Annotated in this window: 20 protein-coding genes and 1 pseudogene; 7 read left to right on the forward strand and 14 right to left on the reverse strand. The window is 61.3% G+C overall.

Annotated elements, in window-relative coordinates; translation table 11 throughout:
* Positions 1-28: 28 nt before the first annotated feature.
* Positions 29-190 (forward strand): annotated as a pseudogene (locus ACYAS9_RS18370) (helix-turn-helix transcriptional regulator); the annotation flags it as partial.
* A 168-nt stretch (positions 191-358) separates the two neighbouring features.
* Here ACYAS9_RS18370 and ACYAS9_RS18375 read toward each other — a convergent pair.
* On the reverse strand, positions 359-1,216 hold the full coding sequence (locus ACYAS9_RS18375) for a hypothetical protein (RefSeq protein ID WP_463569688.1): 858 nt from the start codon (positions 1,214-1,216) through the stop codon (positions 359-361).
* Positions 1,217-1,270: 54 nt separating this feature from the next.
* A complete protein-coding gene (locus ACYAS9_RS18380) occupies positions 1,271-2,386 on the reverse strand; it encodes a tyrosine-type recombinase/integrase (protein ID WP_463569689.1) in 1,116 nt (371 codons plus the stop codon).
* Between the two features lie 708 nt (positions 2,387-3,094).
* On the opposite strand from ACYAS9_RS18380, the gene estP reads away from it, so the two are divergent.
* Complete coding sequence (estP, locus tag ACYAS9_RS18385; protein ID WP_463569690.1) at positions 3,095-5,041, forward strand: esterase EstP; 1,947 nt, start codon at positions 3,095-3,097, stop codon at positions 5,039-5,041.
* Positions 5,042-5,169: 128 nt separating this feature from the next.
* Here estP and trpE read toward each other — a convergent pair whose 3' ends face one another.
* From trpE to ACYAS9_RS18430, 9 genes are all read right to left on the reverse strand, one after another.
* Entirely contained in the window at positions 5,170-6,642 is a 1,473-nt protein-coding gene (gene trpE / locus ACYAS9_RS18390) for an anthranilate synthase component I (RefSeq protein WP_463569691.1), read from the reverse strand.
* Between the two features lie 69 nt (positions 6,643-6,711).
* Positions 6,712-7,530 (reverse strand): phosphoglycolate phosphatase, encoded by an 819-nt coding sequence (locus ACYAS9_RS18395; protein ID WP_463569692.1) that lies wholly within the window; start codon positions 7,528-7,530, stop codon positions 6,712-6,714.
* The gene (rpe, locus tag ACYAS9_RS18400) at positions 7,527-8,201 is read right to left on the reverse strand and encodes a ribulose-phosphate 3-epimerase (protein ID WP_463569693.1); all 675 of its coding nucleotides are present in this window, start codon (positions 8,199-8,201) and stop codon (positions 7,527-7,529) included. Before rpe ends, ACYAS9_RS18395 begins: the two co-directional genes overlap by 4 nt.
* Positions 8,202-8,624: 423 nt before the next feature.
* Positions 8,625-9,449 (reverse strand): ABC transporter permease, encoded by an 825-nt coding sequence (locus tag ACYAS9_RS18405; protein WP_463569694.1) that lies wholly within the window; start codon positions 9,447-9,449, stop codon positions 8,625-8,627.
* A gap of 11 nt (positions 9,450-9,460) precedes the next feature.
* Positions 9,461-10,708 carry an ABC transporter permease gene (locus ACYAS9_RS18410; RefSeq protein WP_463569695.1) on the reverse strand — a complete coding sequence of 416 codons (1,248 nt, stop codon included), beginning with the start codon at positions 10,706-10,708 and terminating at the stop codon, positions 9,461-9,463.
* A 90-nt stretch (positions 10,709-10,798) separates the two neighbouring features.
* Positions 10,799-11,833 carry an ABC transporter substrate-binding protein gene (locus ACYAS9_RS18415; RefSeq protein WP_463569696.1) on the reverse strand — a complete coding sequence of 345 codons (1,035 nt, stop codon included), beginning with the start codon at positions 11,831-11,833 and terminating at the stop codon, positions 10,799-10,801.
* Positions 11,834-11,912: 79 nt separating this feature from the next.
* Entirely contained in the window at positions 11,913-13,037 is a 1,125-nt protein-coding gene (locus ACYAS9_RS18420) for an ABC transporter ATP-binding protein (RefSeq protein WP_463569697.1), read from the reverse strand.
* Positions 13,038-13,325: 288 nt separating this feature from the next.
* Positions 13,326-13,955, reverse strand: a complete 630-nt coding sequence (locus ACYAS9_RS18425; protein ID WP_463569698.1) for a response regulator — start codon at positions 13,953-13,955, stop codon at positions 13,326-13,328.
* 5 nt (positions 13,956-13,960) lie between these two features.
* Positions 13,961-15,964, reverse strand: a complete 2,004-nt coding sequence (locus ACYAS9_RS18430; RefSeq protein ID WP_463569699.1) for a transporter substrate-binding domain-containing protein — start codon at positions 15,962-15,964, stop codon at positions 13,961-13,963.
* An 81-nt stretch (positions 15,965-16,045) separates the two neighbouring features.
* Here ACYAS9_RS18430 and ACYAS9_RS18435 point away from each other — a divergent pair, with 81 nt between their 5' ends.
* On the forward strand, positions 16,046-17,038 hold the full coding sequence (locus tag ACYAS9_RS18435; RefSeq protein WP_463569700.1) for an alpha/beta hydrolase family protein: 993 nt from the start codon (positions 16,046-16,048) through the stop codon (positions 17,036-17,038).
* 15 nt (positions 17,039-17,053) lie between these two features.
* Here ACYAS9_RS18435 and ACYAS9_RS18440 read toward each other — a convergent pair whose 3' ends face one another.
* The 3 genes from ACYAS9_RS18440 to ACYAS9_RS18450 are packed head-to-tail and all read right to left on the reverse strand — an operon-like array spanning position 17,054 to position 19,493.
* The gene (locus ACYAS9_RS18440; protein WP_463569701.1) at positions 17,054-17,821 is read right to left on the reverse strand and encodes a TerB family tellurite resistance protein; all 768 of its coding nucleotides are present in this window, start codon (positions 17,819-17,821) and stop codon (positions 17,054-17,056) included.
* Positions 17,821-18,492 carry an N-acetylmuramate alpha-1-phosphate uridylyltransferase MurU gene (gene murU, locus ACYAS9_RS18445; RefSeq protein ID WP_463569702.1) on the reverse strand — a complete coding sequence of 224 codons (672 nt, stop codon included), beginning with the start codon at positions 18,490-18,492 and terminating at the stop codon, positions 17,821-17,823. Before murU ends, ACYAS9_RS18440 begins: the two co-directional genes overlap by 1 nt.
* Complete coding sequence (locus ACYAS9_RS18450) at positions 18,489-19,493, reverse strand: aminoglycoside phosphotransferase family protein (RefSeq protein ID WP_463569703.1); 1,005 nt, start codon at positions 19,491-19,493, stop codon at positions 18,489-18,491. The genes murU and ACYAS9_RS18450 overlap by 4 nt, the downstream gene beginning before the upstream one ends.
* 128 nt (positions 19,494-19,621) lie before the next feature.
* On the opposite strand from ACYAS9_RS18450, the gene ACYAS9_RS18455 reads away from it, so the two are divergent.
* The 4 genes from ACYAS9_RS18455 to rsmA are packed head-to-tail and all read left to right on the forward strand — an operon-like array spanning position 19,622 to position 25,485.
* Complete coding sequence (locus ACYAS9_RS18455; RefSeq protein ID WP_463569704.1) at positions 19,622-22,393, forward strand: LPS-assembly protein LptD; 2,772 nt, start codon at positions 19,622-19,624, stop codon at positions 22,391-22,393.
* Positions 22,374-23,696: a peptidylprolyl isomerase gene (locus ACYAS9_RS18460; protein WP_463569705.1), complete on the forward strand. Its 1,323-nt coding sequence runs from the start codon at positions 22,374-22,376 to the stop codon at positions 23,694-23,696. Before ACYAS9_RS18455 ends, ACYAS9_RS18460 begins: the two co-directional genes overlap by 20 nt.
* A complete protein-coding gene (pdxA, locus tag ACYAS9_RS18465; RefSeq protein ID WP_463569706.1) occupies positions 23,693-24,682 on the forward strand; it encodes a 4-hydroxythreonine-4-phosphate dehydrogenase PdxA in 990 nt (329 codons plus the stop codon). The genes ACYAS9_RS18460 and pdxA overlap by 4 nt, the downstream gene beginning before the upstream one ends.
* Positions 24,679-25,485, forward strand: coding sequence for a 16S rRNA (adenine(1518)-N(6)/adenine(1519)-N(6))-dimethyltransferase RsmA (rsmA, locus tag ACYAS9_RS18470; protein ID WP_463569707.1), 807 nt, complete (start codon positions 24,679-24,681; stop codon positions 25,483-25,485). Before pdxA ends, rsmA begins: the two co-directional genes overlap by 4 nt.
* The last annotated feature ends 56 nt before the right edge of the window (positions 25,486-25,541 follow it).

Genomic DNA, 25,541 nt, shown 5'->3' on the forward strand with positions numbered 1-25,541 from the left:
CATCCATTTAAGGTCGGTGGGGTTTATGGAGCGCTTACAGCAGACAGGCATGGGCAGACCGACCGTGTATGATCGGATAAAAGAAAAAACCTTCCCGGTACCGATCAAGCTGGGACGCTCTTCTCGTTGGTCTCAGGCAGAAATCCAAAGCTGGGTTGCGCAGAAAAAGGCTGCCCGAGAGGCCGCCTGAAAATAGTTCTCTGGGGCGGCGTAGAGATGACTAAAAGCGAATCAGAGTCTACGCCCACCCGGGTATTTCGAGTGATGAAATCGCCCACCCACTTAAATCATCTCGAACAATAACTGCATGACAGCTATATGAGCAAATCACCAGCACTCGCACCGCTTTTGGCTTATATCAAACATCCTCAGAGCAGGCCATTGAGGGCGCTAGAAAATCTGACCCATTAAACACCGCAGTAAACTTGAAAGTTTCATAAAAGCAAAAGTTCACAATATGCGTTTGATCTTCGCCCTCAGGCCCCACATCTTTAAAAAAATTGTAATAAAAAATGCCAGGATGTTCTCCCTCAGCTTTTTCTTTTTTGATATAGCCAAGAAACTCAGAACTTACTTTTTTTTCGTAATCCGTAGCCCGCTCGCTGATGAAATCATGCGGCACGAGCATAACTTCACCTAGCCAAGACCACTGCATCTCGTGGTAAAAAAGTCCTTTAGCCACGGATTTGAAGAATCGAAAGAATCTCTCTTGATCAAACTCATAGGAAATCACCTGTTGCTCAACTCCAACACTATCAACCACAACCTCGTCCTGATAGTTATATGAAATAAGCCCGAGCAAACCGGTACCCACTCCAGATTGATCAAGATCAGAAAAAGTCTTCACACCAAAAGCTGGGTCATCACGCCACTTATCCTCAATTGAAAAAAAATTCTGAAAATCTTCGTCCGTCTTAAGCTGCCCTACAACTTTATCGGCAGCACGCTTCAATGAACGAAGATGAACATCAAAGAGAGGCTCAAGGGTGTCGTTATTTTCCAGCAAGTGCGATGAAAGCAAAACTAAACGGACATACTCATCATCTTTTGATTTGGCTTGATTATGTTCCTCACAAGAAGGCACAGTAATAAGACCACCCCGCCGCCCCTTTATAAAGAAACATTGCGGCGGAACATGCTCCAAACTTGTCTCAGGTTTTTCGCAACTATAACACGTCATAATAACCCCGAGTACCCAATCAGATTTAATGTTCAAACTGGTATGACCCCATATCGGCGTAAGCGGCTTATAACCCCAGCGCGTTATCTATCAATGCTGTACGGTTTTTTCAAGCACGGCAGCCCACCAATCCATTAGACGCTTTCGTTCAGCCAGATACTTCGCATGATTGTACGCACTTTTCGTCCGATCCGGATCCTTGTGAGCCAACTGCATCTCGATAACTTCTAAACGCCATAGCTCCGACTCATACATGTGAGTAGAGGCGGTCGCACGGAAGTCATGGCAGTGCCACCCCTTGAGATCCATGTACTCCAAAGCACGGTTCAACGTAGTCACACTGATAGGCTGCCCTGGGTGCATACCAGGGAACAGCAGCTTTCCAGCAGTGATCTCTCGCAACTCACGCAAGAGCTCGATGGCACGAGTTGGCAGAAGCACCAAGTGCATGCGGCCCATTTTCATACGTTCGGACGGCACCGTCCACAGCGCTTGGTCTAGATCGAACTCCGACCACTCAGCCAGACGCAGCTCAACCGTACGCACAAACAGAAGAGGCAAAAGATAAAGAGCAATAACCGTCCCCCTGTGCCCACAGTATGCAGCGACCGCCTTAAAGTATTGGCCAAGATCAGCAAGGCTCATGGGCCGGCTATGGTTGATAACCTTACGCGAGACCGCACCTTTTACTGCAGAGGCAGGGTCCGCATCAGCCCTCAGCGTGACAACCCCATATTGAAACACAGCAGAGATCCACTGCCTGACCATCAGCGCCAAGGTCGTAGCGCCCCGCTTGTCCATCTGCGTGATGATGTCCAACACCTGCGCCGCAGTAATCTCCCTCATTGGGAACCGGCCGATCCGGGGGTATACGTCGTTCTCGAACGCATGACGGATCTGTTTGCGGTATGTCTCTTTGCGTTTTGCCAGGCGGGCCCTGATCCATTCGTCGGCAACAGCCTTGAACGTGTTCCTGTTCTCGGTTAGTTGCTGCGCTTTCTCGGTTTGACGAACGTGCGAGGGGTTGCGACCAGCCTTAACGCGAGCCTTGGCAATATCCCGTTCAGTGCGGGCATCTGCCAGCGTGACGTCTGGGTAGGCGCCGATTGCATAGGTGCTCTCTTTGCCATCAAGCCGAAACCTGTACCGCCAAAGCTTTGAACCGCTCGGCGTAACCTCTAGATAAAGCCCAGCGCTATCGGTCAATTTGATTGATGAACTGTCCGGCTTGGCGAACTTTGATGTCGGTAAGTGGCATGAGGGTATGCGGGGACTCGGCTATTGATACCCGCAAAAATACCCGCATTTTCAGTAGATGTCGCCGGTTAACCCCGGACGGCGACGGCATATAGCACCAATGAATAAGGGAGCGCGAGGAAATATCGGACGATCAGCGACATCAACGGACGTTAATCACAGTTATCGATCATCAGCAGCATGGGCTCACCTCTTGAATCGCTGACTTTGAAATTAGTCCCCTCGCAATCTGAACACTCACGCTTCTCCCGCTGCCGGGCACGAACGGCATCCGGTGGGGACAGGGCAGAGGTTTGCGGGGCACATCGTTACGACACCGGCAGGGCCGGCAGGAGAAAGAGTCAGGCGCGCCAACGCCAACGGGCGTGAGCCTTGATAACGCGCATCAAGAGTTTGCTGACAGTTGTCACGGAAGGAGTCTCATCTGAACGTTTCGGGACATTAGCGTACCGGGTCAAACGGCGCAATGATTCTAAACGATAAAACCGACGCAATATCCGATCAGAAGCCGACAGATAAAACGCATCAGCACAGAAGTGATACACGCAGGCATTACAGTGCTTGGCAATTGCGCCGCACTGTAAGGGAAACAAGCCAACAACTGGCGCTCTGCAAGAGGCTTGCTAAGGTCAGAATCAAATAACAAGAGTGCCTCCCATGCCAACCTCCCCAGCCATGCCCTTCAACGCCCTGCGTACACCGCTGGCCGCTTGTCTGCTGTCCTTGTTCTGCGTAGCACCGGCCGCCGTAGCTGCGCCTTATTCGACGCTGTTTGTGTTTGGCGACAGCTTGCTCGACGCCGGTCAGTTTCCCGACGCCGGCGGCCCGAACGGCGCGACCTTGCGCTTCACCAACCGCACCGGCCCCACTTACCAGCCGGGCAGTGGCGAACTCACCGGCCTGACGTCATCCTCGCTGCTGGGCCAATCGCTCGGCGTGTCGCCGGCCGACCTGGCGGCGTCGACCTCGCCGGTCAATGCCGCCCTGGGCCAGGCGGATGGCAACAACTGGGCGGTGGGCGGCTACCGCACCGATCAGATCCTCGATTCGATCACCTCGCAATCGCGGGTGACCCTGCCCGACTCCGACATCGTGCTGCGCAGCCGCCTCGGCTATTTGCCCGGCAACGGCCTGCGCGCCGATCCGAATGCGCTGTACTACCTGTCCGGTGGCGGCAATGATTTTCTGCAAGGGCGGGTATTGAGTGCTGGCGATGCACGACTGGCCGCCGGGCGCCTGGCCGACAGCGCGCAGGCGCTGCAACAGGCCGGGGCGCGGTATATCGTGGTGTGGTTGCTGCCCGATATCGGCAATACGCCCGCTTTCAATGGCAGCCCGCTGCAATCGAGCGTCTCCGGTCTCAGCGCGGCGTTCAATACTCAACTGGTCGAGCGCCTGGCGCAGATCGATGCCGAAATCATTCCGTTGAATATCCCGCTGCTGATCAACGAGGCCCTGAGCGACCCGGCACGCTTCGGCTTTGCCACAAACACCAACCTGACCGGCACCTGTTTCAGCGGCGACAGTTGCCTGGCAAATCCGGTCTACGGGATCAACGGTACAACGCCCAACCCTGATCGGTTGTTCTTCAACGACCGCGTACACCCGACCACCGCTGCCCAGCTTTTACTGGCCGATTACGCCTACTCGATCCTGGCCGCGCCATGGGAACTGACCCTGCTGCCGGAAATGGCCCACACCACCCTGCGCGCCCAGCAAGACGAGTTGCGCAGTCAATGGCTCGCCGACCTCGGGGCCTGGCAGGCCGTCGGGCAATGGCGCAGCATCCTCAATGCCGGCGGCCAGCACGTCGACATCGACGCCCAGAGCAGCGGCGCCAAGGCTGACGGGCGTGGCTACAACCTGACCGTGGGCGGCAGCTACCGCCTTGCCGAACACTGGCGCACCGGCCTGGTCGCCGGCGCCTATCGGCAGAGCCTGGATGCCGGCCAGCAAGACTCGCATTACCGGCTCAATAGCTACATCGCCAGCGCGTTCGTGCAGTATCAGGCCAGCCACGTGTGGGGCGACCTGACGGCATCGGCCGGGCAACTGGATTACGACAGGGCCGAACGCCAGTTCGCGCTGGGCGCCAGCAAAGGTCAGGAAAAAGGTGATACCGACGGCCATCTGTGGGCCTTCAGTGCGCGCGTTGGTTATGACCTGGCCGGCAGCAATCGTCCGTGGCACCTGTCGCCGTTCATCAGCGCCGACTATGCCAGGGTCACCGTCGATGGCTACCGCGAGCGCGGCCAGGCGTCGACCGCACTGGGCTTCGATGATCAGGAACGCACCTCACGCCGGCTCGGCGCCGGCATTCTCGGTAAATGGCAGATCGCGCCCGCCACTCAAGTGTTTGGCGAATTTGCCCATGAACGCGAATTCGAGACCGACCCACAACAATTGCGCCTGTCGCTCAACAGCCTGTCGTCCATCGACTTTGATCTGCAAGGCTATGCCCCGCAACGTAGCCTCAACCGCGCCAGCCTCGGCCTGGGCCAGCAACTGACCCGCGACCTGAGCCTGCGCGCCGGCTACAACTGGCGCAAGAACGACGCACTGACCCAGCAAGGGGTCAGTGTCGGCGTGAGTCTGGATTTTTGAGGAGGACCAGGTTTGCGTAGGAGCGGCTTTAGCCGCGAAGGGCATCACCGGAGTTTAATGGGGTGCCCCGTTCCCGGCTAAAGCCGGTCCTACGAAATTCACGATCAAGAGGAGCCGCCCGGTCGGTCCTACGACTGTTCCGCCAAGGCCACTGCGCGGAACATGGCGCGGCGCTTGTTGATGGTTTCTTCCCATTCAAGCGCCGGCACCGAGTCGGCCACGATGCCGCCGCCGGCCTGGACGTGCAGCTCGCCGTCCTTGATCACCGCGGTACGGATGGCAATCGCGGTGTCCATATTGCCGTTCCAGGCCATATAACCCACTGCGCCGCCATACACGCCGCGCTTGACCGGCTCCAGCTCGTCGATGATTTCCATCGCCCGAATCTTCGGTGCGCCCGACAAGGTGCCGGCCGGCAGGATCGCGCGCAAGGCGTCCATCGCGGTCAGGCCGCTTTTCAATTGGCCGGTGACGTTGGACACGATGTGCATGACATTGGAATAACGCTCGATGACCATCTTCTCGGTCAGCTTCACCGAACCGATTTCCGACACCCGACCGGTGTCATTACGGCCCAAATCGATGAGCATCAGGTGCTCGGCGATTTCCTTGTCGTCCGACAGCAGGTCCTCTTCCAGCGCCCGGTCAGCCTCTTCGGTGGCGCCGCGCGGACGGGTGCCGGCAATCGGCCGTACCGTCACCAGATTGTCTTCGACGCGCACCAGCACTTCCGGCGAGCTGCCGACCACATGGAAATCGCCGAAGTTGAAGAAGTACATGTACGGCGTCGGGTTGAAGCAACGCAGCGCACGGTACAGGTCGATCGGCGCGGCCTTGAAGTCGATGGACATCCGTTGCGACGGCACCACCTGCATCACATCGCCCGCCAGGATGTACTGCTTGACGGTATCGACCGCCCGCTCGTAATCATCCTGAGTGAAGCTGGAGCGGAAAGTCGGCTCGGCCGCCGGTGGACGCGACAGGTCCAGGCCGCGGCGCGGGGTAATCGGCTGGCGCAGCTTTTCCATCAAGGCGTCGAGCTGCGCCAGGCCTTGTTCGTAGCCCTGCGGCTGCGCCGGGTCGGCCAGTACGATGGCGTGCATCTTGCCGGCCAGGTTGTCGAACACCACCACGGCATCGGAGACCATCAGCAGGATATCCGGCACGCCCAGCGGGTCCGGGTTCGGGCAGTTGGCCAGGCGCTTCTCGACATAGCGCACGCAGTCATAGCCGAAATACCCCACCAGGCCGCCATTGAAACGCGGCAGGCCCGGCAAGGTCGGCACGTTGTAGCGGGCCTTGAAGGTTTCGACGAACGCCAGCGGGTCTTCGACCTGCAGGCTTTCGGTCTCGACGCCATCACAGGTCACGCTGACGTTGTAGCCGTGTACCCGCAGCACGGTGCGGCATGGCAGGCCGATGATCGAATAACGCCCCCACTTCTCACCGCCCTGCACCGACTCCAGCAGATAGGAGTTGGGCTGATCGGCCAGTTTCAGGTAGATCGACAGCGGGGTATCGAAGTCGGCCAGGGTATCGATGGCCAGCGGGATGCGGTTGTAGCCTTCAGCGGCCAAACGCAGGAATTCTTCACGGTTCATACAGCACCTCGTGGTGTGAGGATAAAAACGGTCGGTTAGGCAAACAGGCCGCGGGCGGCCGGATTCAAGTCAGGCGCGCCAGCGCCAGCGGGCCAGGGCCTTGATGACTTTCATCCAGAGTTTGCGAGTGACCACCACGATGGAATCTCTATGAGAGGGACGTTCGATGTGCGGCAACAGTATCTCAGCGCCCTTATCCAGGCAACCGGGAATCAGCTTGCGCAAATCATCGATGACCAGCGCCGGTGACTCTTCGGCAATCGGCCGGCCATGGTTGTAGCCGTAGGTCAGGCCCACGCAGGCGACACCCGCCGCCTTGGCCGCCTGCACATCGCTGCGCGAGTCGCCGATAAACAGCGCATGGGCGGCCGGCACACCGGCCATTTTCATCACGAACAGCAAGGCGGCCGGGTCGGGCTTTTTCTGCGGCAGGGTATCGCCACCGATGATCAGGCGAAAAAACCGCCCCAGCTTCATGTCGTCCAGCAGCGGCGCGACAAAGCGCTCCGGCTTGTTGGTGATCAGGGCCATTTCCACGCCCTTCTTTTGCAACCACTTGAGGGTTTCGCGGACGCCGGGATAGACCACGGTGAACTCGTGCTTCTCGGCATACGCCTGCATGAACAGCTCAAGGCCCTGCTCGGCCAGGGCGTCGTCGACGCCACTGTGCTCAAGACTCCCGGCCAGCGCACGACGTACCAGAATCGGCGCCCCGTTGCCGACCCAGGCTCGCACGGCTTCAAGGCCGGCAGCCGGTCGACCCAACGCCAGCAACATCTTGTCGATCGCTACCGCCAGGTCCGGCACCGAGTCGACCAGCGTGCCGTCCAGATCGAACATGATCAGTTTCGGCAGCTGGTCGCCAAAGAGCTGTTCAAGGCCGCTCATGAGCGGGCGGCCGCTAACTCGCTGCGCATTTTATCGATGACTTGCTGGTAGTCCGGCGCATTGAAAATCGCGGAACCGGCGACGAAAGTGTCGGCACCGGCAGCGGCGATTTCGCGGATGTTCTGTACGTTCACGCCACCATCGATTTCCAGACGGATATCACGGCCCGACGCATCGATCAGCGCACGCGCTTCACGCAGCTTGTTCAGCGTGCCGGGAATGAACTTCTGCCCGCCGAAGCCCGGGTTGACGCTCATGAGCAGGATCATGTCGACCTTGTCCATGACGTATTCGAGCAGGTTCAGCGGGGTCGCCGGGTTGAACACCAGGCCGGCCTTGCAACCGCCCTCGCGAATCAGCTGCAACGAGCGGTCGATGTGCTGGGTGGCTTCAGGGTGAAAGGTGATGTACGTGGCGCCGGCCTCGATGAAGTCGCCGATGATGCGATCCACCGGGCTGACCATCAGGTGTACATCGATGGGTGCGGTCACGCCGTACTTGCGCAGTGCGCTGCAGACCATCGGGCCGATGGTCAGGTTCGGGACATAGTGGTTGTCCATGACATCGAAGTGAACAAAGTCCGCGCCGGCGGCGAGTACATTGTCAACTTCCTGGCCCAGACGGGCGAAGTCGGCGGAAAGAATCGATGGAGCAATAACGAAGGGCTGCATGGCGCACCTGTCTGGACTGAATCACGGTGGCGCGCATTGTACTCTAACGTTTCGCAATATTGCGTCTCACACTGCCCCCGTAGGAGCGCGCTCTGCCCGCGACCGGCTGCGTTAGCAGTCGTAAATTTGTGGCGGCGCATCAATTTTATGGCCGCTTCGCGCCCAGTCGCGGGCAAGCGCGCTCCTACACGCCGCTGTTAATCCGCCTGAACCCGCAGTTTGCGTTAGCAGTCGTACATTTGTGGCGGCGCATCAATTTTATGGCCGCTTCGCGCCCAGTCGCGGGCAAGCGCGCTCCTACACGCTGCTGTTAATCCGCCTGAACCCGCAGTTTGCGTTAGCAGTCGTAAATTTGTGGCGGCGCATCAATTTTATGGCCGCTTCGCGCCCAGTCGCGGGCAAGCGCGCTCCTACCCGCTGCCGTTAATCCGCCTGAACCCGCAGTTTTTCGCTGCGTCCGCGCAGCCATTCCAGTACCAGCAACAGCACCACCGAGAAGGCGATCAGCAGGGTCGCGGCGGCCGCGATGGTCGGGCTGAGGTTTTCGCGGATGCCGCTGAACATCTGCCGGGGCAAGGTGGCTTGCTCGGGGCCGGCCAGGAACAGGGTCACCACCACTTCATCGAACGAGGTGGCAAAGGCAAACAGCGCGCCGCTGATCACGCCCGGTGCGATCAATGGCAAGGTCACCCGGCGAAATGCCGTCAGTGGCGAAGCGCCCAGGCTGGCAGCGGCCCGCACCAGGTTGTAGTTGAAGCCTTGCAGGGTCGCCGACACGGTGATGATCACAAACGGCACGCCCAGCACCGCATGCACCAGGATCAGCGAGGTGTAGCTGTTGCCCAGGCCCAACGGCGCGAAGAACAGGTAGCTGGCCACGCCGACGATCACCACTGGCACCACCATCGGCGAAATCACCAGGGCCATCACCAGCGGCTTGCCGGGAAAGTCGCCACGGGTCAGGCCAATCGAGGCCAGGGTGCCGAAGACCATGGCCAGGAAGGTGGCGGCGGGCGCGACGATCATGCTGTTCTTCAAGGCGCGCATCCACTCGGCCGAATTGAAGAAGTTCTCGTACCACTGCATCGAGAAGCCTTGCAGCGGGTAAACCAGAAAACTGCCCGAGTTGAACGACAGCGGCACGATCACCAGCACCGGCAACACCAGAAACAGCAGCACCAGCGCGCAGATGATGCGCAAGGCGTAGTACCAGATTCGCTCGATCGGCGAGGTGTAAGGGGTCAGCATGATGATTCTCCTCAGCTCAGGCGCAGGCGGCTGGCGCCGACCAGCCAGCTATAGATCAGGTACAGCACGATGGTCGCCAACAGCAGCAGGCCGCCCAATGCCGTGGCCATGCCCCAGTTGATGCTGGTGTTGGTGTAGAAGGCCACGAAATAGCTGACCATCTGATCGTTCGGGCTGCCCAGCAGCGCCGGCGTGATGTAGTAGCCGATCGACAGAATGAACACCAGCAGGCAACCGGCACCGATACCGGCATAGGTCTGCGGGAAATACACCCGCCAGAAACTGGCGAACGGATGGCAGCCAAGGGAAATCGCGGCGCGCATGTAGCTTGGAGAGATGTTCTTCATCACGCTGTAGATCGGCAGGATCATGAACGGCAGCATGATGTGCACCATCGAGATGTACACGCCGACCCGGTTGAAGACCAGTTCCAGCGGTTTGTCGATGATGCCCATGGCCAGCAGCGCGCTGTTGATCAGCCCGCTCGATTGCAGCAATACGATCCAGGCGGCGACGCGCACCAGAATCGAGGTCCAGAACGGCAGCAACACCAGGATCATCAGCAGGTTGCTCTGCCGCGCCGGCAGGCTGGCCAGCAGGTAGGCCAGCGGGTACGCCAGCACCAGGCAGATGGCGGTGATCACCAGGCCCATCCAGAAGGTGCGGGCAAAGATGTCGAGGTAGATCGCCTGATCGGGCGAAGCCGCAGCCACTTCGCCGACATCGTCGATGCGATGGTCGACCGCGGCCAGCAGGTAATACGGGGTCACGCTGCTGGTGTTGCGGCGGATCGCCTGCCAATAGGCCGGATCGCCCCAACGCTCGTCGAGCGCTTCCAGAGCATCCTTGTAGGACGCAGGTTCAGCCGGCAGCGGCAAGGCGCGCGCGGTCTTGGTCAGCAGGCTGCGATAGCCGGCCAGTTCCATGTTCAGACGCTTGGACAAATCGCCCAGGGTCGAATTCTTGCGGGCATCGGCCAGGTCGCGGCTCAGTGCCACATAGGCAGCTTCCGGCGGCAGGCCCTTGCCGTCCCACTTTTGCACCTCGACGATGGTGGTCGGCAAGGCGTTGACCACTTCAGGGTTACCCACGCTTTTGTAAAGCAGCGCGGCGATGGGCACCAGAAAGACCAGCAGCAGAAAAATAACCAGCGGTGCGATCAGTGCCTGAGCCTTGAAGCGGTTGAACCGCTCGGCGCGAGCCAAACGCTGCTTGAGAGTGGGGCTGGCGCCTTCAGACAGGGGCACGGCGGTGGCCATAGCGAACTCCGAAAATCTTTGAACAAGGCTTTTGAACAAGAGGCCGCTCCCTTACGGGAGCGCGCCTCAGGCTAACGCGGGGTCAAACGCTTACTTGGCAGCCCAGGCAGTGAAACGCTGCTCCAGGGATTCGCCGTTGTCGGTCCAGAACGAGACGTTCATCTGTACCTGGTCCTTGATGTTTTCCGGCGTGGTCGGCATGTCGCTGAGGATGTTCTTGTCCAGCAACGGTACGGCCTGGGTGTTGGCCGGGCCGTAGGCGATGTTTTCCGAGTAGATCTTCTGCTGTTCAGGCTTGAGGGTGTAGGCGATGAATTTCTTCGCCGCTTCAGCGTTCTTAGAGCCCTTTGGAATGGCCCAGGCGTCGAAGTCATACACGCCGCCGTTCCACACCACTTTCAGGTTGCTCTCTTTCTGCACGGCAGCGATGCGGCCGTTGTAGGCCGAGCTCATGACCACGTCGCCAGAAGCCAGGTATTGCGGCGGCTGAGCGCCGGCTTCCCACCACTGGATGTTCGGCTTGAGCTCGTCGAGTTTCTTGAAGGCGCGGTCCTGACCGTCTTTGCTGGCCAGTACCTTGTAGACGTCGGCAGGCTTGACGCCGTCGGCCATCAGGGCGAATTCCAGGGTGTATTTGGCGCCCTTGCGCAGGCCACGCTTGCCCGGGAATTTCTTGGTGTCCCAGAAATCGGCCCAGCTGGTCGGTGCGGTGGTGACCTTGTCAGCGTTGTAAGCCAGTACGGTGGACCAGACGAAGAAGCCCGCGCCACAGGTGCTCAGCGCGCCCGGTACGAAGTCTTCTTTCTTGCCGAACAGCGCAGGGTCCAGTTCTTCGAACATGTCTTCGTCACAGCCGCGCGACAGCTCGGGCGACTCGACTTCTACCAGGTCCCAGGACACGCTCTTGGTGTCGACCATGGTTTTGACCTTGGCCATCTCACCGTTGTACTCACCGGCGATGATCTTGCCATTGCCCGCTTTTTCCCACGGCGCATAGAAGGCTTTTTCCTGAGCGGCCTTGTTCGCGCCGCCGAAGGAAATGACCGTCAGATCGGTTGCCGCCATGGCGTGCGCTGCACACATCATCCCCAGCGTAATAGCGGTGAACTTCAATGGTTTGAGCATTTATTCTTCTCTCCACGGGCAGTGTTGGGTTTAGCAATTGGGTAGGACGATTGTTCCGTCTCTAAGGTTAAGCGATGCCTTATTGCACTTGCTGCAGCGGGTCGAGCGCGCGGGCGTGCTCGGTTTGCCAGCCGATCGGCACGACATCACCCACGCGCATGGCGGGGTCGAGTTCGGCAATCGGTTGTTTGACGAAGAAATCGGTCTTGCCGGCGACTTCCATGCGCACCCGCACGTGGTCGCCCAGGTAGATGAATTCGGCGACGCGGCCAGAGAAGCGGTTGGCGCAATGCTCGCTGTGGCCGTTGAGGCTGATGCGCTCCGGGCGAATCGACAGGGTCACCGGATCACCGCTCCGGCCGACATTGACCGCCAGCGCCTGAACCCGCTCGCCACGGCCCAGCTCGACCACGCAGCGCTCGCCTTCCTGACTGACCAGCCGGCCATTGAGGCGGTTGTTCTCGCCAATGAAGTTGGCCACAAAGGTGTTTTTCGGGGCTTCGTACAGGGTGCGCGGTGCGTCGATCTGCTGAATCTCGCCCTGGTGGAATACCGCCACCCGGTCCGACATGGTCAAGGCTTCGCCCTGATCGTGGGTCACATAGACCACGGTCACGCCCAGGCGCTGGTGCAGGTGCTTGATTTCCATCTGCATGTGTTCGCGCAGTTGCTTGTCGAGCGCGCCGAGCGGCTCGTCCATCAGCACCAGTTGCGGCTCGAACACCAGGGCGCGAGCAAGGGCCACACGCTGCTGCTGGCCGCCGGACATCTGCGCCGGGTAACGGTGGGCAAAGGCGTCGAGCTGGACCATGCCCAGGGCGCGCTTGACCTTCTCGCCGACGTCGGTCTTGCTCAGGCCGCGTACCGTCAGCGGAAACGCCAGGTTCTCGGCGACCGTCATGTGCGGGAACAAGGCGTAGTTCTGGAACACCATGCCGATGTCGCGCTTGTGCGGCGGCACGTGGTTGATGGCCCGGCCACCGAGCAGAATCTGCCCGGCCGTCGGCGTTTCAAAGCCGGCCAGCATCATCAGACTGGTGGTCTTGCCAGAGCCGGACGGCCCGAGCAGGGTCAGGAACTCGCCTTTGCGAATGTCCAGGTTCAGGTCTTTGACGATCAGTGATTCGCCGTCGTAGCTTTTTTGCACACCACGAAAGCTGACCAGAACGTCATTGGCCCCAGCGCTTGAATCGACGTCGCTCATTACCCACACCTTTGTTATGACTGCGTGAGTTGAAGACTAGTGCAGGCCACAGGCCACGCAAATCGGGGGCCGGGAGAGATTGTCCTAGGCGCGATGGAAGGTCGCGTGTAGGGATTGCCCTACACCGATGGCGCGATCAGGCATATGAAAAATCAACACACCTTGTGGGAGGCAGCTCTGCTGGCGATAGCTGACGTTCAGACGCCAGATATGTCATGACTGCACTGACCTCATCGCGAGCAGAGCTCCCTCCCACAGTGTGGTGTCGCAATCAGATATGTCGCGCTGTCAGAGCAACTTGTGCTCCAGCGCATATTTCACCAGGTCGGCCAGCGAATGCACATTCAGCTTCTGCATCAGGCGTGCCTTATGAGTGCTGATGGTCTTGCTGCTCAGGGCCAGTTGCTGGGCAATATCGTTGACGTTGGCGCCCTGGGCCAACCGCTCGAACACCGAGAACTCGCGCTCCGACAACAGTGAATGCAGCGGACGGTTGTCGGTCAGGCCCACCTCGAAGACCATGCGGTCGGCCAGGTCCGGGTCGATATAACGCCCGCCCGCCGCCACCCGGCGAATGGCGGTCAGCAACAATGCCGGATCACTGTCCTTGGTCGCATAGCCGGCCGCGCCGACCTTCAGCGCCCGCGCTGCCATTTGCGCCTCATCGTGCATCGACAGCACCAGAATCGCCGGCGGGTTATTCAGCGCACGAATGCGCGGGATGGCCTCCAGGCCGTTGACGCCCGGCATCGAGATATCCAGCAACACCACCTCGCACGGCACCTGGCGGAGGATTTCCAGCAGTTGCTCGCCGTTGCCGGCCTCGCCCACCACTTGCAGGTCCTTGGCCAGGCCGATGAGCTGCTTGATGCCCTCGCGCACGATGGTGTGATCTTCAGCTACCAGTACACGAATCACGTGGCTCACTCCTGCTCGACCGGATCAAGGGGGATATAAACATACAAGGCTGTGCCCTCACCCGGCTCGCTGTCCAGCTCCAGCCGGCCGCCGAGCATCAACACCCGCTCGCGCATGCCCACCAGCCCGAACGAGGAAGGCCGGGCGGCCTGCGGGTCAAAGCCCTGGCCGTCGTCGGCAATGTTCAGGCACAGCAGGTTATCGGCCAGGGTCAGGCTGATCTGAACCGAATGCGCATTGGCATGGCGCATGACGTTGGTCAGCGCCTCTTGCAGGATCCTGAACATGCCGATCGCCCGGGCATCGCTGAGCGCCGGCAGGTTATCGGGCACCAGTACCAGGCAAGGAATCTGCGTGCGCTCTTCAAAGCGCCGCGCCTGCCATTCGATGGCCGAGGCAATTCCGGCGTCCAGAATCGGCGGGCGCAGGGCCGTGGCCACATCGCGCACCAGCTGGAACAACTGCGCGATCAGGCGCTTCATGCTGTTGAGCCGGTCGCTCAGGCCCGGATCGAGGTCGGCGTAGGCCAGCTCGCACATCGAGGTCTCCAGCTTGAGCACGGTGAGCATCTGCCCCAACTCGTCGTGCACCTCGCGGGCAATGCGCGCCTTTTCTTCCTCGCGCACGCTTTCCAGGTGCGCCGACAGTTCGCGTAGCTGTTCATGGGCCCGGCGCCGCTCGCTGACATCGCTGAGAAACACCACCAGGTATTCGGCCTCGCGAAAGCGCAAGAAGCTCAACGACACATCGGTGGGCAGCACGCTGCCGTCGGCACGAATGCAGTTGGTCTCGAACACCTGCGGGCCGTCTTCGCTGGAGCGTGCGTTGCGCCACAGGTTCAGCCAGCGGTCCATATGCAGGCCGGGCTCGAAATCGATCAACGGCCGGTCGACCACCGCGCCGGCCGGGTAACCCAGCATGGTTTCGGCAGACTGGTTGGCGTAGCGCACGCGGCTGTCCCAATTGACCCACAGAATGCCGACCGTGCTCTGGTCGATGGAAAACTGCGCCAGGCGCAAGGCCTCTTCACCGGCCAGGCGCCGGGCAATGTCCTCGCGCGCATCCAGCAGTTGTTGCTCCAGCGTCTGCTGCATGCGCCGCTGCCAGATGACGATGGCCAGGCACGCCAGCAGCATGGTCAGCAACAACAGGCACAGGTTCTTCCACAGCGCCGTCGACTCTGTGAAACGTGATGAGGTCAGCGGCATCCAGCGCGCATGCAGCTGGTCCAGCTCCTTGGCCGGAATCGCCAGCAACGCCTCAGCAATGATCGCCGCCAGTTCCGGTGAATCACGGCGCGAGGCGATGCGCAGCAACTGCGGCAGACCGATGTCGCCGACGATGGTCAGCCCGGCGAACTCCGGCTCGCGAAACAACCGGCTGAGCTGCGCTTCATCGACCACCGCATAACGCGCCTGCTGGCTGAGCAGCAGTTGCAGCGCCTGACGCTCCAGCGGCACGCCTTGCAGGTTCAGGTGCGGGTAGTTGGCACGCAGGTAATCGGCGGTCGCCGACGGCATGCGCACCACAACACGCGACAAGGTATCGAGGTTTTCCAGGTCCACGGTGCCACTGCCGTCGCGCTCACCGATCAGCAATTGCGAGACCCGCAAATAAGGGTCGGAAAACAGCCAGAGGCGCAGCCCGGTCGGGGTTTGCATCAGGCCGGGAGCCAGATCCAGATCGCCGGCCGCCAGGGCCTTTTCCATCGTTGCCTGGTCAGGATAAGTGCGCCACGACAGCTCGACGCGCAAGGCCGCCGCCACCGCATTCATGAGGTCGACATTGGCGCCGGACAACTGCTGCAGGCGCTGGTCGAACTGCGCATAGGGCGCACGCAGCACCACCCCGACGCGCAGGGGACCCTGCTGATCGAGCCAGGCACGCTGCTCGCCGCTCAGGTTTGCCTGAACCGAAGCCGGTGCCTCATCGGCACGCGCCACGGCGGCGGCCAGCATCAAGAGCGCAGCCAGGCTGCCGATAAAAAACCCACGTACAACCGCTATCATCAAGGCATGCTTCTCGTCTGTTGCACGGCTTAGCTGCACTGTAAGCACAGTGCCCGCATGGATTCTGATCTGGAATATCCGATGTCCCATACCCTTCGCGCAATGTTTCCTGCATTACTGCTGTCATTGAGCCTGACCCAGGTCATGCCTGCCGTGGCCGCCGACCCGGCACCTGCAGCCCCGGCCACCGCGCCGACCGATGCCCCTGTCGAACGTCCGCCGCTGTTGTCCCGCGAACAGGAAGAGGCACAAGCACTGGAGCGGCGCTTGCCCGCCCAGGACCTGCAGCAACTGCAAGCCGGCGACACTACGTTTCTCGCGCTATGGAAGCCCGCCAACAGCGACGATCCGCAAGGCGCGGTAATCATTGTTTCCGGTGCCGGCGAATCGGTGGACTGGCCCGAGGTGGTCGGCCCGATGCGGCGCAAGTTTCCCGATATCGGCTGGGCGACCCTGAGCCTGCCGCTGCCCGATACACAAGACCCGGCGTTGCAAGCCCGCGAAGCAGATCCTGCGGCCGACGCCACCGCTGCAGCCCCGGCCGCGGCACCAACACCAACACCAACACCAACACCAACACCTGCTACAGACGGCGCCAGCGCTGCGGTCGACGATTCGGCGGCCCAAGCCGCTCAAGCAGCCGCCGCCCAGGTATTGGCGCAAGCCGAAGCCGAGCAGATCTTTGCGCGTATCGACAGCGCGATTGCCTTCGCGGTGCAGAACAAGGCGCGCAGCATCGTCTTGCTTGGCCACAGCAGTGGCGCTTACTGGGCCACGCGCTATGCCAACGAACATCCCTCTTCACAAGTGCAGAAACTGGTGCTGGTGGGCGCACGTGAACCGATTGGCGCCTCGCCTTCACTGCTGGCGCTGATCCCGGACCTTAAGGTCAAAACCGCCGACTTCATCTACAAGAACCGCCCCAACGGCAGCGCCGAACAACGCCTGCAAACCAGCAAACGCACCAAGGGCCCCGGCTATACTCAGGTCGGCCTGGTCGACATTGCTGGCAATGCCGAGGCTGAACAGGAACAGATCTTCCGCCGGATTCGTGGCTGGGTGCAGGCCGAGTAGTGCCCGTAAACCGTCTTACCTGAAGCCGCGCCGCGTCTTGATCAGTGCATAAGCGCTGTGCAGGTCGCGGGTTCTTTCGGTGGCTTCGCGCACTTGCGCGGCACTGGCGCCTGCGCCGGTCAGCTTGTCCGGATGATGGCGGCTGAGCAAACGCCGGTAGGCGCGCTTGATCGTCTGCGGGTCGGCATCGGCCTTTACTCCCAGCAGCGACAAGGCACCGGGGTAATCCTCGACGCTGCCGAGCGGCGTGCGCTTGAGTGGATCATGCTCGGCCGCCAGCGCATCGATCCGCGTAGGCGACCAGCCCAGCCACTGTCCCCAGACACCGATCAGTTCGCGTTCGACAGGCGTTACCTTGCCGTCAGCCCAGGCCATGCGCCAACAGGCCCGCAACAAGGCTTCGCCCGTCACCGGATCGCTGCGCAGATAACGCAGATAACCGCGCAAACCCTCGCGCTCATCACGGCCCCGATTGAACGCCGCCACGGCTCGCAACCGGCCCGCGTGATCCAGGCCCAGGCGGTTCATGTGCTCGCGCGTCTGGTGAATATGCACCGGCAGCACACGGCCATTACTTTTGGCCAGCCGGCCGAGCAGCACGAACAACACCTCGTCATCGCGGATCGCCGCCCGACCGCCCAGCCGTTCGCGCAGGGTTTGCCAATTGCGCAATTGCAGGCGCCGGTCGACGACCTGGCCTAACACCGTGCCGAGCAAGGCGCCTGGAATACTGGCCAGTGCATAGCCGATTCCTGCCCCTATCAAAGTGCCCGGCCACAACATCAGTGCTTCTCCGCCAGCAAGCGCTCGACCTCGGCCAGACGCTCATGCGTTCCGACATCGACCCAACGGCCCTTGAAGTGCTCACCGCTGACCTGACCCTCGGCCATGGCCTTGCGCAACACATTCACCAGCTTGAAGGCGCCGGGCTCAAAGCCTGCAAACAACGCAGGATCAAGAATCGAAATGCCGCTGTAGGTCAGCCGCTGCGCGGCCGAATCGTCGTCACGCACCTGCCCGCCTACCAGCGAAAAGTCGCCCGCCGGATGGTGCGCCGGGTTATCGATCATCACCAGATGCGCATGGCTCGCCAGGCGTGTGTTCAATCCGGAAAAGTCGTAGTCGGTCCAGACATCGGCACTGATCACCGCGAACGGCTCATCGCCCAGCAATGGCAGCGCGCGCAAAATGCCGCCACCGGTTTCCAGCGGTTCGCCTTCGGGTGAATAACGGATGCTCAGGCCATAGCGCTGGCCGTCGCCCAGATAGTCTTCGATCTGCTGCCCCAGCCAGGCATGGTTGATCACCACCTCCTCGAAGCCTGCGGCGCGCAGGGCCTTGAGGTGGTAATCGATCAACGGCACACCGGCGACAGGCACCAGTGGCTTGGGGGTGGTCAGCGTCAGGGGACGCATTCGCTCGCCTTTACCGGCGGCGAGAATCATCGCTTTCATGCAAGCCCCTTCAACAGCTGCCCAAGCGCCGCCAGCTCAGGACGCCGGGCCAGCACTGTTTCTATATAAGAGAAGAAGCGCGGTACATCGGCCAGGTAACGCGGCTTGCCGTCGCGATGGCAGATACGCGAGAAGATACCGATCACCTTCAGGTGCCGCTGCACGCCCATCAGGTCGCTGGCGCGCTGGAATTCGGCAAAGTCCGCCTGCACGGGAATCCCGGCTTCACGCGCCTGATCCCAATACTGCTGCTGCCAGGCCGCAACCCGCTCTTCGGGCCAGCTCAGGAATGCATCCTTGAACAGGCAGGTGATGTCGTAGGTGACCGGGCCATAGACCGCATCCTGAAAATCCAGCACGCCAGGGTTCGGCTCACTGCGCATCAGGTTGCGCGGCATGAAGTCGCGGTGCACCAGCACCTTGGGCTGGGCCAGGGCGCTGTCGATCAACAGCGTGCTGGTCTGCTGCCAGAGCGCCTGCTGCTCCGGATCCGGTTCGATCCCCAGATGGCGCTGCACATACCACTCCGGGAACAGCTCAAGCTCGCGGCGCAACAGGGCCACATCGTAGCTGGGCAGCGGCGCGTCCATCGGCAGTTGCTGGAAGGCGATCAAGGCATCGATGGCATCGCTGAACAGCACATCGGCATTTTCAGCGTCGATCACGTCCAGATACGTCTGCCGACCCAGATCGTTGAGCAGCAAAAAGCCCTGCTCCAGGTCCTGGGCATGAATCACCGGCACATTGATGCCGCTGCCAGCCAACAGGTGCGCGATGTCCACGAAGGGCCGGCAATTTTCCTGGGGCGGCGGTGCATCCATGACGATCAGCGTGCGGCCGGCGCCTTCCCAGCGAAAATAACGCCGAAAACTGGCGTCGCTGCTGGCAGCGGTCAAGGTAGCCTGGGGCACAACGCCCCAATCATTGGCCTGAAACAGCGCAGGTAATTGCTCGTTCAGCCAAACCTGGAGCTTTTGCAGGCGTATATCGTGGTCTTGCATTACAAGGGTCTCCGACGGCGCTAGCCGTCAAGCGGGTCATGCTTTATTATCCGGGATCTTTTTCAGCCCATCGAAAGGCGTGCGGCCCCCCGCGGGCAGATGGCGCGCAGGAAGCCCGGACTAATAAGATGGCATTGAAATCCCCCGCGTTTCGTAAAAAATTTCCGTTGCTGGTAACCGGCAGTCTGCTGGCGATGCAACCCTTGGCCATTCCGTTCGCGGTTGCCGCCGAACAGTATGACTGTTCAGTGTCTGCTTCGGGAGCCTGGAACTGCGCGCCGAAAACCAGCGAAGCGCAGCTGCCGCCCCGTCCGGTGCATGCCGGTACGGCCGGCACCGAAGGCTCGCAGGACAGCGGCAGCTCGGCAAGCGAACCTGGCCCACGGACCAAACTGGTCACCGAAGCCAAGGGCCGGGCCCTCAAGTCGCGCAGCGCCGATTACAGTCACCTCGACTGGGTGCCGCGTGAAAACCTGAGTGCCGCGCAACTGGCCGAGACCGCTCCTTACTGCTCCGGTGCCTATGTCGAGCCGCTGCGCCCAGGCATGGATGACACCACGCCCATGGACGAGTCGCCGATGTTCATCGGTGCCAAGGCCTCGCGCTACCAGCAGGAAGAACAGATTGCGACCCTGGCCGGTGACGTCGTCATCCGCCAGGGCAGCATGCAGGTTCAGGCCCAGGAGGCTTCCCTGCACCAGGCCGAGAACCGTGGCGAGCTCAAAGGCGACGTGCGCCTGCGCGACAAGGGCGCCCTGATCGTCGGCGACCGTGCCGAGGTGCAACTGGACACCGGCGAAGCGCAGGTCGACAACGCCGAGTACGTGCTGCACAAGTCCAACATCCGTGGTAACGCGCTGTACGCCAAGCGGGCCGAGAACGCGATTATCCGCCTCAAGGACGGTACCTATACCTCCTGCGAGCCGGGCAACAACGCCTGGACGCTCAAGGGCAACAACGTCACGCTGAACCCGGCCACCGGCTTCGGCACTGCGACCAACGTCACCCTGCGGGTCAAGGACATACCGGTACTCTACACACCGTATATCTACTTCCCGATCGACGACCGTCGCCAGTCCGGCTTCCTGCCGCCGACCATCGCCAGCGGCAGCGACACCGGCTTCATGCTGGTGACCCCGTACTACTTCAACCTGGCGCCCAACTACGACGCCACGCTCTATCCGCGCTACATGACCAAGCGCGGCCTGTTGATGGAAGGCGAATTCCGTTACCTGACCAAGAGCAGCGAAGGCCAGTTCGGCGGCGCCTACCTCAACGACGAGAACGATGATCGCAAGCTGCAGAGCGATTACGACAAGACGCGCTGGATGATCAACTGGCAGCACAAGGGCGGCCTGGACTCGCGTCTGATGAGCACGGTCGACTACACCGACATCAGCGACCCGTACTACTTCCAGGACCTGCAGACCGACCAGATCGGCGTGTCCAAGACCGACTACATCAACCAGCAGGGCACCCTGACCTGGCGCGGCGACAGCTACACCGCCCGCTTCAATGCCCAGGCCTACAAGCTGGCGACCGTGGCCAACATCACGCCGTATAACCGTTTGCCACAGCTGACCCTGGACGGCACCCTGCCGTATAACCCGGGCGGTTTGAAGTTTGACTATCAGACCGAGCTGGTGCGTTTCGATCGTGACCTGCGCAACGGCAGCTTTGTCGATGAAGACGGCAACATCAGCTCGCGGCTTGATAACAACGTTTCCGGCCTGGACCGTGCCAACGGCGACCGCCTGAACCTGGCACCGGCCATCAGCCTGCCGCTGAGCTCGACCTACGGTTTTGTCACGCCCAAGCTCAAGTACGTCTACACCCAGTACGACCTGGATCTGGACGGCAGGGGCAAGAGCCAGCTGGCAGCCGCCGGCGGCGAGTTCGACAGCACTCAGAACCGCAGCGTACCGATCTTCAGCGTCGACAGCGGCCTGTACTTCGACCGCGACACCCAGTGGTTCGGCAAGGACTACCGTCAGACGCTGGAACCGCGCCTGTTCTATCTCTATGTACCGGAGAAGGACCAGACCGACATTCCGGTCTTCGACACCTCGGAAACCACCTTCAACTACGCCTCGCTGTTCCGCGACAACCGCTTCGTCGGCTCCGACCGTATCGGTGACGAGAACAAGCTGTCGCTGGGCGTGACCAACCGCTGGATCGAAGAAAACGGCTTCGAGCGTCAACGCTTCAGCATTGGCCAGGCGCTGTACTTCGAAGACCGCAAGGTGCAACTGCCGGGCGTAGTCTTCGCCGACCGCGACGATGCCAAGGCCAATGTTTCGCCGATCGCGATGGAATACGAGTTCCGTTTCAACCGCGACTGGCGCTTCAACTCCGATTTCAACTGGGACCCGGACAGCCACAGCACCCGTTCCGGCAGCGCGATGTTCCATTACCAGCCTGAGGACAACCCGGGCAAGATCGTCAACGTTGGCTACCGCTACCGCAATGACCTGGTCCGTTACGACCAGAGCACCGGCCGCTGGAGCGTTGGCGGCGGTGACTACGGCACCCCAGGCACGCCTGGCTACGTGAAGGACTACTACAAGATCCAGCAGCACGACTTCTCGGTGATCTGGCCGATCGTGCCGCAGTGGAGCCTGATCAGCCGCTGGCAATATGACTACAACCGCGCTCGGACCCTGGAAGCCTTCGGTGGTTTCGAATACGACAGTTGCTGCTGGAAGCTGCGTCTGGTCAGCCGTTACTGGGTCGACTACGACGAATACAGCCAGGAAGCGCCTCAGAACGAAAAAGGCGACCGCGGCGTATTCCTACAAATTGTGTTGAAGGGCCTCGGTGGCGTGACTGGCGCCAAGGTAGAGAGTTTCCTCGACAACGGCATTCAAGGTTATCGTGAACGTGAAGACAAAGCTTTGTAACGGCCTGCGCCCGCTGATGCTGGGCGCGCTTCTCCTGAGCGGCGCGGCCCATGCGGCCGTCCAGCCGCTGGACAGCGTAGTGGCCATCGTCGACAACGATGTCATTATGAAAAGCCAGATGGACCAGCGTGTGCGCGAAGTCCAGCAGACCATCGCCAAGCGCGGCGGCGGCACTCCGCCAGCCGAAGCACTGCAAAGCCAGGTCCTGGATCGTCTGATCCTGGAAAACCTGCAACTGCAGATGGGCGATCGCTCCGGCATCCGCATTGGCGACGAAGAACTCAACCAGGCCCTTGAAACCATTGCCCAGCGCAATGGCATGAGCCTGGCGCAGTTCCGCGCTGCCCTGGCCCATGACGGCCTGTCGTACGACGATGCCCGCGAGCAGGTGCGTCGCGAGATGATCATCAGCCGCGTACGTCAGCGTCGTGTTGCCGAGCGCATTCAGGTCACCGAGCAGGAAGTGAAAAACTTCCTGGCCTCGGACCTGGGCAAGGCGCAGCTGTCCGAAGAGTTCCACCTGGCCAACATTCTGATCCCGACCTCGGACAGTGCATCGTCCGCCGAGATCCAGAAAGCGGCCAGCCAGGCTCAGGACATATACAACCAACTGAAAAAAGGTGCTGACTTCGCCCAGCTCGCTGTGGCCCGTTCGGCCAGCGAAAGCGCGCTGGACGGCGGCGACATGGGCTGGCGTAAAGCTGCCCAGCTGCCACCGCCATTCGGTGACATGCTCGGCTCGATGCCGGTGGGTGATGTCACACCACCTGCGCGCACGCCGGGCGGTTTCATCATTCTCAAGCTGCTGGAAAAACGCGGTGGCCAGGGTCAGGCGCAGATGCGCGACGAAGTGCATGTACGGCACATCCTGATCAAGCCAAGCGAAATCCGCAGTGAAGCCGAAACCAGACGTCTGGCGACCAAACTCTACGAGCGCATCGAGAACGGCGATAACTTCGCCGATCTGGCGAAGAGCTTCTCCGAAGACCCGGGTTCGGCACTCAATGGCGGCGACCTGAACTGGGTTGACCCCAACTCGCTGGTACCCGAGTTCCGCGAAGCCATGAACGAGACGCCACAAGGCGTGCTGTCCAAACCGTTCAAGACCAACTATGGCTGGCACATCCTTGAAGTGCTGGGCCGTCGGGCAACCGACACCACCACTCAGGCTCGCGACCAGCAGGCCCTGACCGTGCTGCGCAACCGCAAGTACGATGAAGAGCTGCAGACCTGGCTGCGTCAGATCCGTGACGAGGCCTACGTCGAAGTCAAACTGCCTGGCGCCGCCCAGGCTAATCAGTGAAGCCCAGGCGCTTCGCACTGACGCCCGGCGAGCCGGCCGGCATAGGTCCCGACCTGTGCCTGCTGCTCGCCGCGCAGCCCCAGCCCTACCCCCTGATCGCCATTACCAGCCACGACCTGCTCATTGAGCGGGCCGCTCGGCTGGGTGTGGACGTCAAGGTGCTGCCCGTCAGTGCCGACGCCCTGCCCGACGTGCCTGCGCCCGCCGGCACCCTGTATGTGTGGGACACCCCGCTGCAGGCACCGGTGGTCGCCGGCACGCTGAACAAGGCCAACGCCGCCTTTGTGCTGCAGACCCTGACCCGCGCAGCTCAAGGGTGCCTGGATGGCCTGTTCGCCGGCATGATTACCGCCCCGGTACACAAGGGCGTGATCAACGAAGGCGGCATCGCTTTTTCCGGACACACTGAATTTCTCGCTGAACTGACCGAAACCGAACAGGTGGTCATGATGCTTGCCACCGGCGACCTGCGCGTCGCGCTGGTCACCACGCACCTGCCGCTGCGCGAGGTGGCCGACGCCATCACCGCCGAGCGCCTGGAGCGTGTGACGCGCATCCTGCACAGCGATCTGGTCAACAAGTTCGGCATCCAGCGCCCGCGCATCCTGGTCTGTGGCCTCAACCCCCACGCTGGCGAAAGCGGGCATCTGGGCCGCGAAGAAATCGACATCATCGAACCTACTCTGGAGCGTCTGCGCGGCGAAGGCCTGGACCTGCGCGGTCCGTTGCCCGCCGACACTCTGTTCACCCCCAAATATCTGGAGCACTGCGACGCGGTGCTGGCGATGTATCACGACCAGGGCCTGCCGGTACTCAAGTACAAGGGCTTTGGCGCGGCGGTCAATGTGACCCTGGGCCTGCCGATCGTCCGCACCTCAGTCGATCACGGCACCGCCCTGGACCTGGCCGGTACCGGTCAGGTCGACACCGGCAGCCTGCAGGTCGCCCTGCAAACCGCCTACCAGATGGCCGAGACCCCTTCATGACCGAGCAATACCAACACCGGGCGCGCAAGCGTTTCGGCCAGAACTTCCTGCACGACGCCGGCGTTATCGACAAGATCCTGCGCGCCATCCGTGCCAGACCCGAAGACCGCCTGCTGGAAATCGGTCCGGGCCAGGGCGCACTGACCGAAGGCCTGCTGGGCAGCGGTGCGCACCTGGACGTGGTCGAGCTGGACAAGGACCTGATCCCGATCCTCAACAGCCAGTTCGCCACCAAGTCGAACTTCAACCTGCACCAGGGCGATGCCCTGAAGTTCGACTTCAACAGCCTGGGCGCAGCCCCCAACAGCCTGCGCGTGGTCGGCAACCTGCCGTACAACATCTCGACACCGCTGATCTTCCACCTGCTGAGCAATGCCGCCCTGATCCGCGACATGCACTTCATGCTGCAAAAGGAAGTGGTCGAGCGCCTGGCAGCAGGTCCTGGCGGCGGCGACTGGGGTCGCTTGTCGATCATGGTCCAGTACCACTGCCGCGTGGAGCACCTGTTCAACGTCGGTCCCGGCGCGTTCAACCCGCCGCCCAAGGTCGACTCGGCCATCGTGCGCCTGGTGCCGCATGAAACCCTGCCGCACCCGGCCAAGGATCACCGCCTGCTTGAGCGCGTCGTGCGTGAAGCGTTCAACCAGCGCCGCAAGACCCTGCGCAACACCCTCAAACTGCTGCTTACCAGCGACGAGATCGAAGCCGCCGGTGTAGACGGCAGCCTGCGCCCCGAACAGCTCGACCTTGCTGCGTTTGTCCGTCTGGCGGACCAGCTCAGCGAAAAGCCCCCCGTCCAATGACCGGCAGGCCTGTGCAGGAGAACTCGCGATCAGTGATTTTCCCTGCACATGGCCTA

The sequence above is a fragment of the Pseudomonas sp. HP_08 genome (genome assembly GCF_055284095.1).

Excerpts from the sequence above, each read along its gene's own strand:
- estP (WP_463569690.1), top strand. The coding sequence starts at position 3,095 with ATGCCAACCTCCCCAGCCATGCCCTTCAACGCCCTGCGTACACCGCTG.
- trpE (WP_463569691.1), bottom strand. The coding sequence starts at position 6,642 with ATGAACCGTGAAGAATTCCTGCGTTTGGCCGCTGAAGGCTACAACCGC.
- ACYAS9_RS18395 (WP_463569692.1), bottom strand. The coding sequence starts at position 7,530 with ATGAGCGGCCTTGAACAGCTCTTTGGCGACCAGCTGCCGAAACTGATC.
- rpe (WP_463569693.1), bottom strand. The coding sequence starts at position 8,201 with ATGCAGCCCTTCGTTATTGCTCCATCGATTCTTTCCGCCGACTTCGCC.
- ACYAS9_RS18405 (WP_463569694.1), bottom strand. The coding sequence starts at position 9,449 with ATGCTGACCCCTTACACCTCGCCGATCGAGCGAATCTGGTACTACGCC.
- ACYAS9_RS18410 (WP_463569695.1), bottom strand. The coding sequence starts at position 10,708 with ATGGCCACCGCCGTGCCCCTGTCTGAAGGCGCCAGCCCCACTCTCAAG.
- ACYAS9_RS18415 (WP_463569696.1), bottom strand. The coding sequence starts at position 11,833 with ATGCTCAAACCATTGAAGTTCACCGCTATTACGCTGGGGATGATGTGT.
- ACYAS9_RS18420 (WP_463569697.1), bottom strand. The coding sequence starts at position 13,037 with ATGAGCGACGTCGATTCAAGCGCTGGGGCCAATGACGTTCTGGTCAGC.
- ACYAS9_RS18430 (WP_463569699.1), bottom strand. The coding sequence starts at position 15,964 with ATGATAGCGGTTGTACGTGGGTTTTTTATCGGCAGCCTGGCTGCGCTC.
- ACYAS9_RS18435 (WP_463569700.1), top strand. The coding sequence starts at position 16,046 with ATGTCCCATACCCTTCGCGCAATGTTTCCTGCATTACTGCTGTCATTG.
- ACYAS9_RS18440 (WP_463569701.1), bottom strand. The coding sequence starts at position 17,821 with ATGTTGTGGCCGGGCACTTTGATAGGGGCAGGAATCGGCTATGCACTG.
- murU (WP_463569702.1), bottom strand. The coding sequence starts at position 18,492 with ATGAAAGCGATGATTCTCGCCGCCGGTAAAGGCGAGCGAATGCGTCCC.
- ACYAS9_RS18450 (WP_463569703.1), bottom strand. The coding sequence starts at position 19,493 with ATGCAAGACCACGATATACGCCTGCAAAAGCTCCAGGTTTGGCTGAAC.
- ACYAS9_RS18455 (WP_463569704.1), top strand. The coding sequence starts at position 19,622 with ATGGCATTGAAATCCCCCGCGTTTCGTAAAAAATTTCCGTTGCTGGTA.
- rsmA (WP_463569707.1), top strand. The coding sequence starts at position 24,679 with ATGACCGAGCAATACCAACACCGGGCGCGCAAGCGTTTCGGCCAGAAC.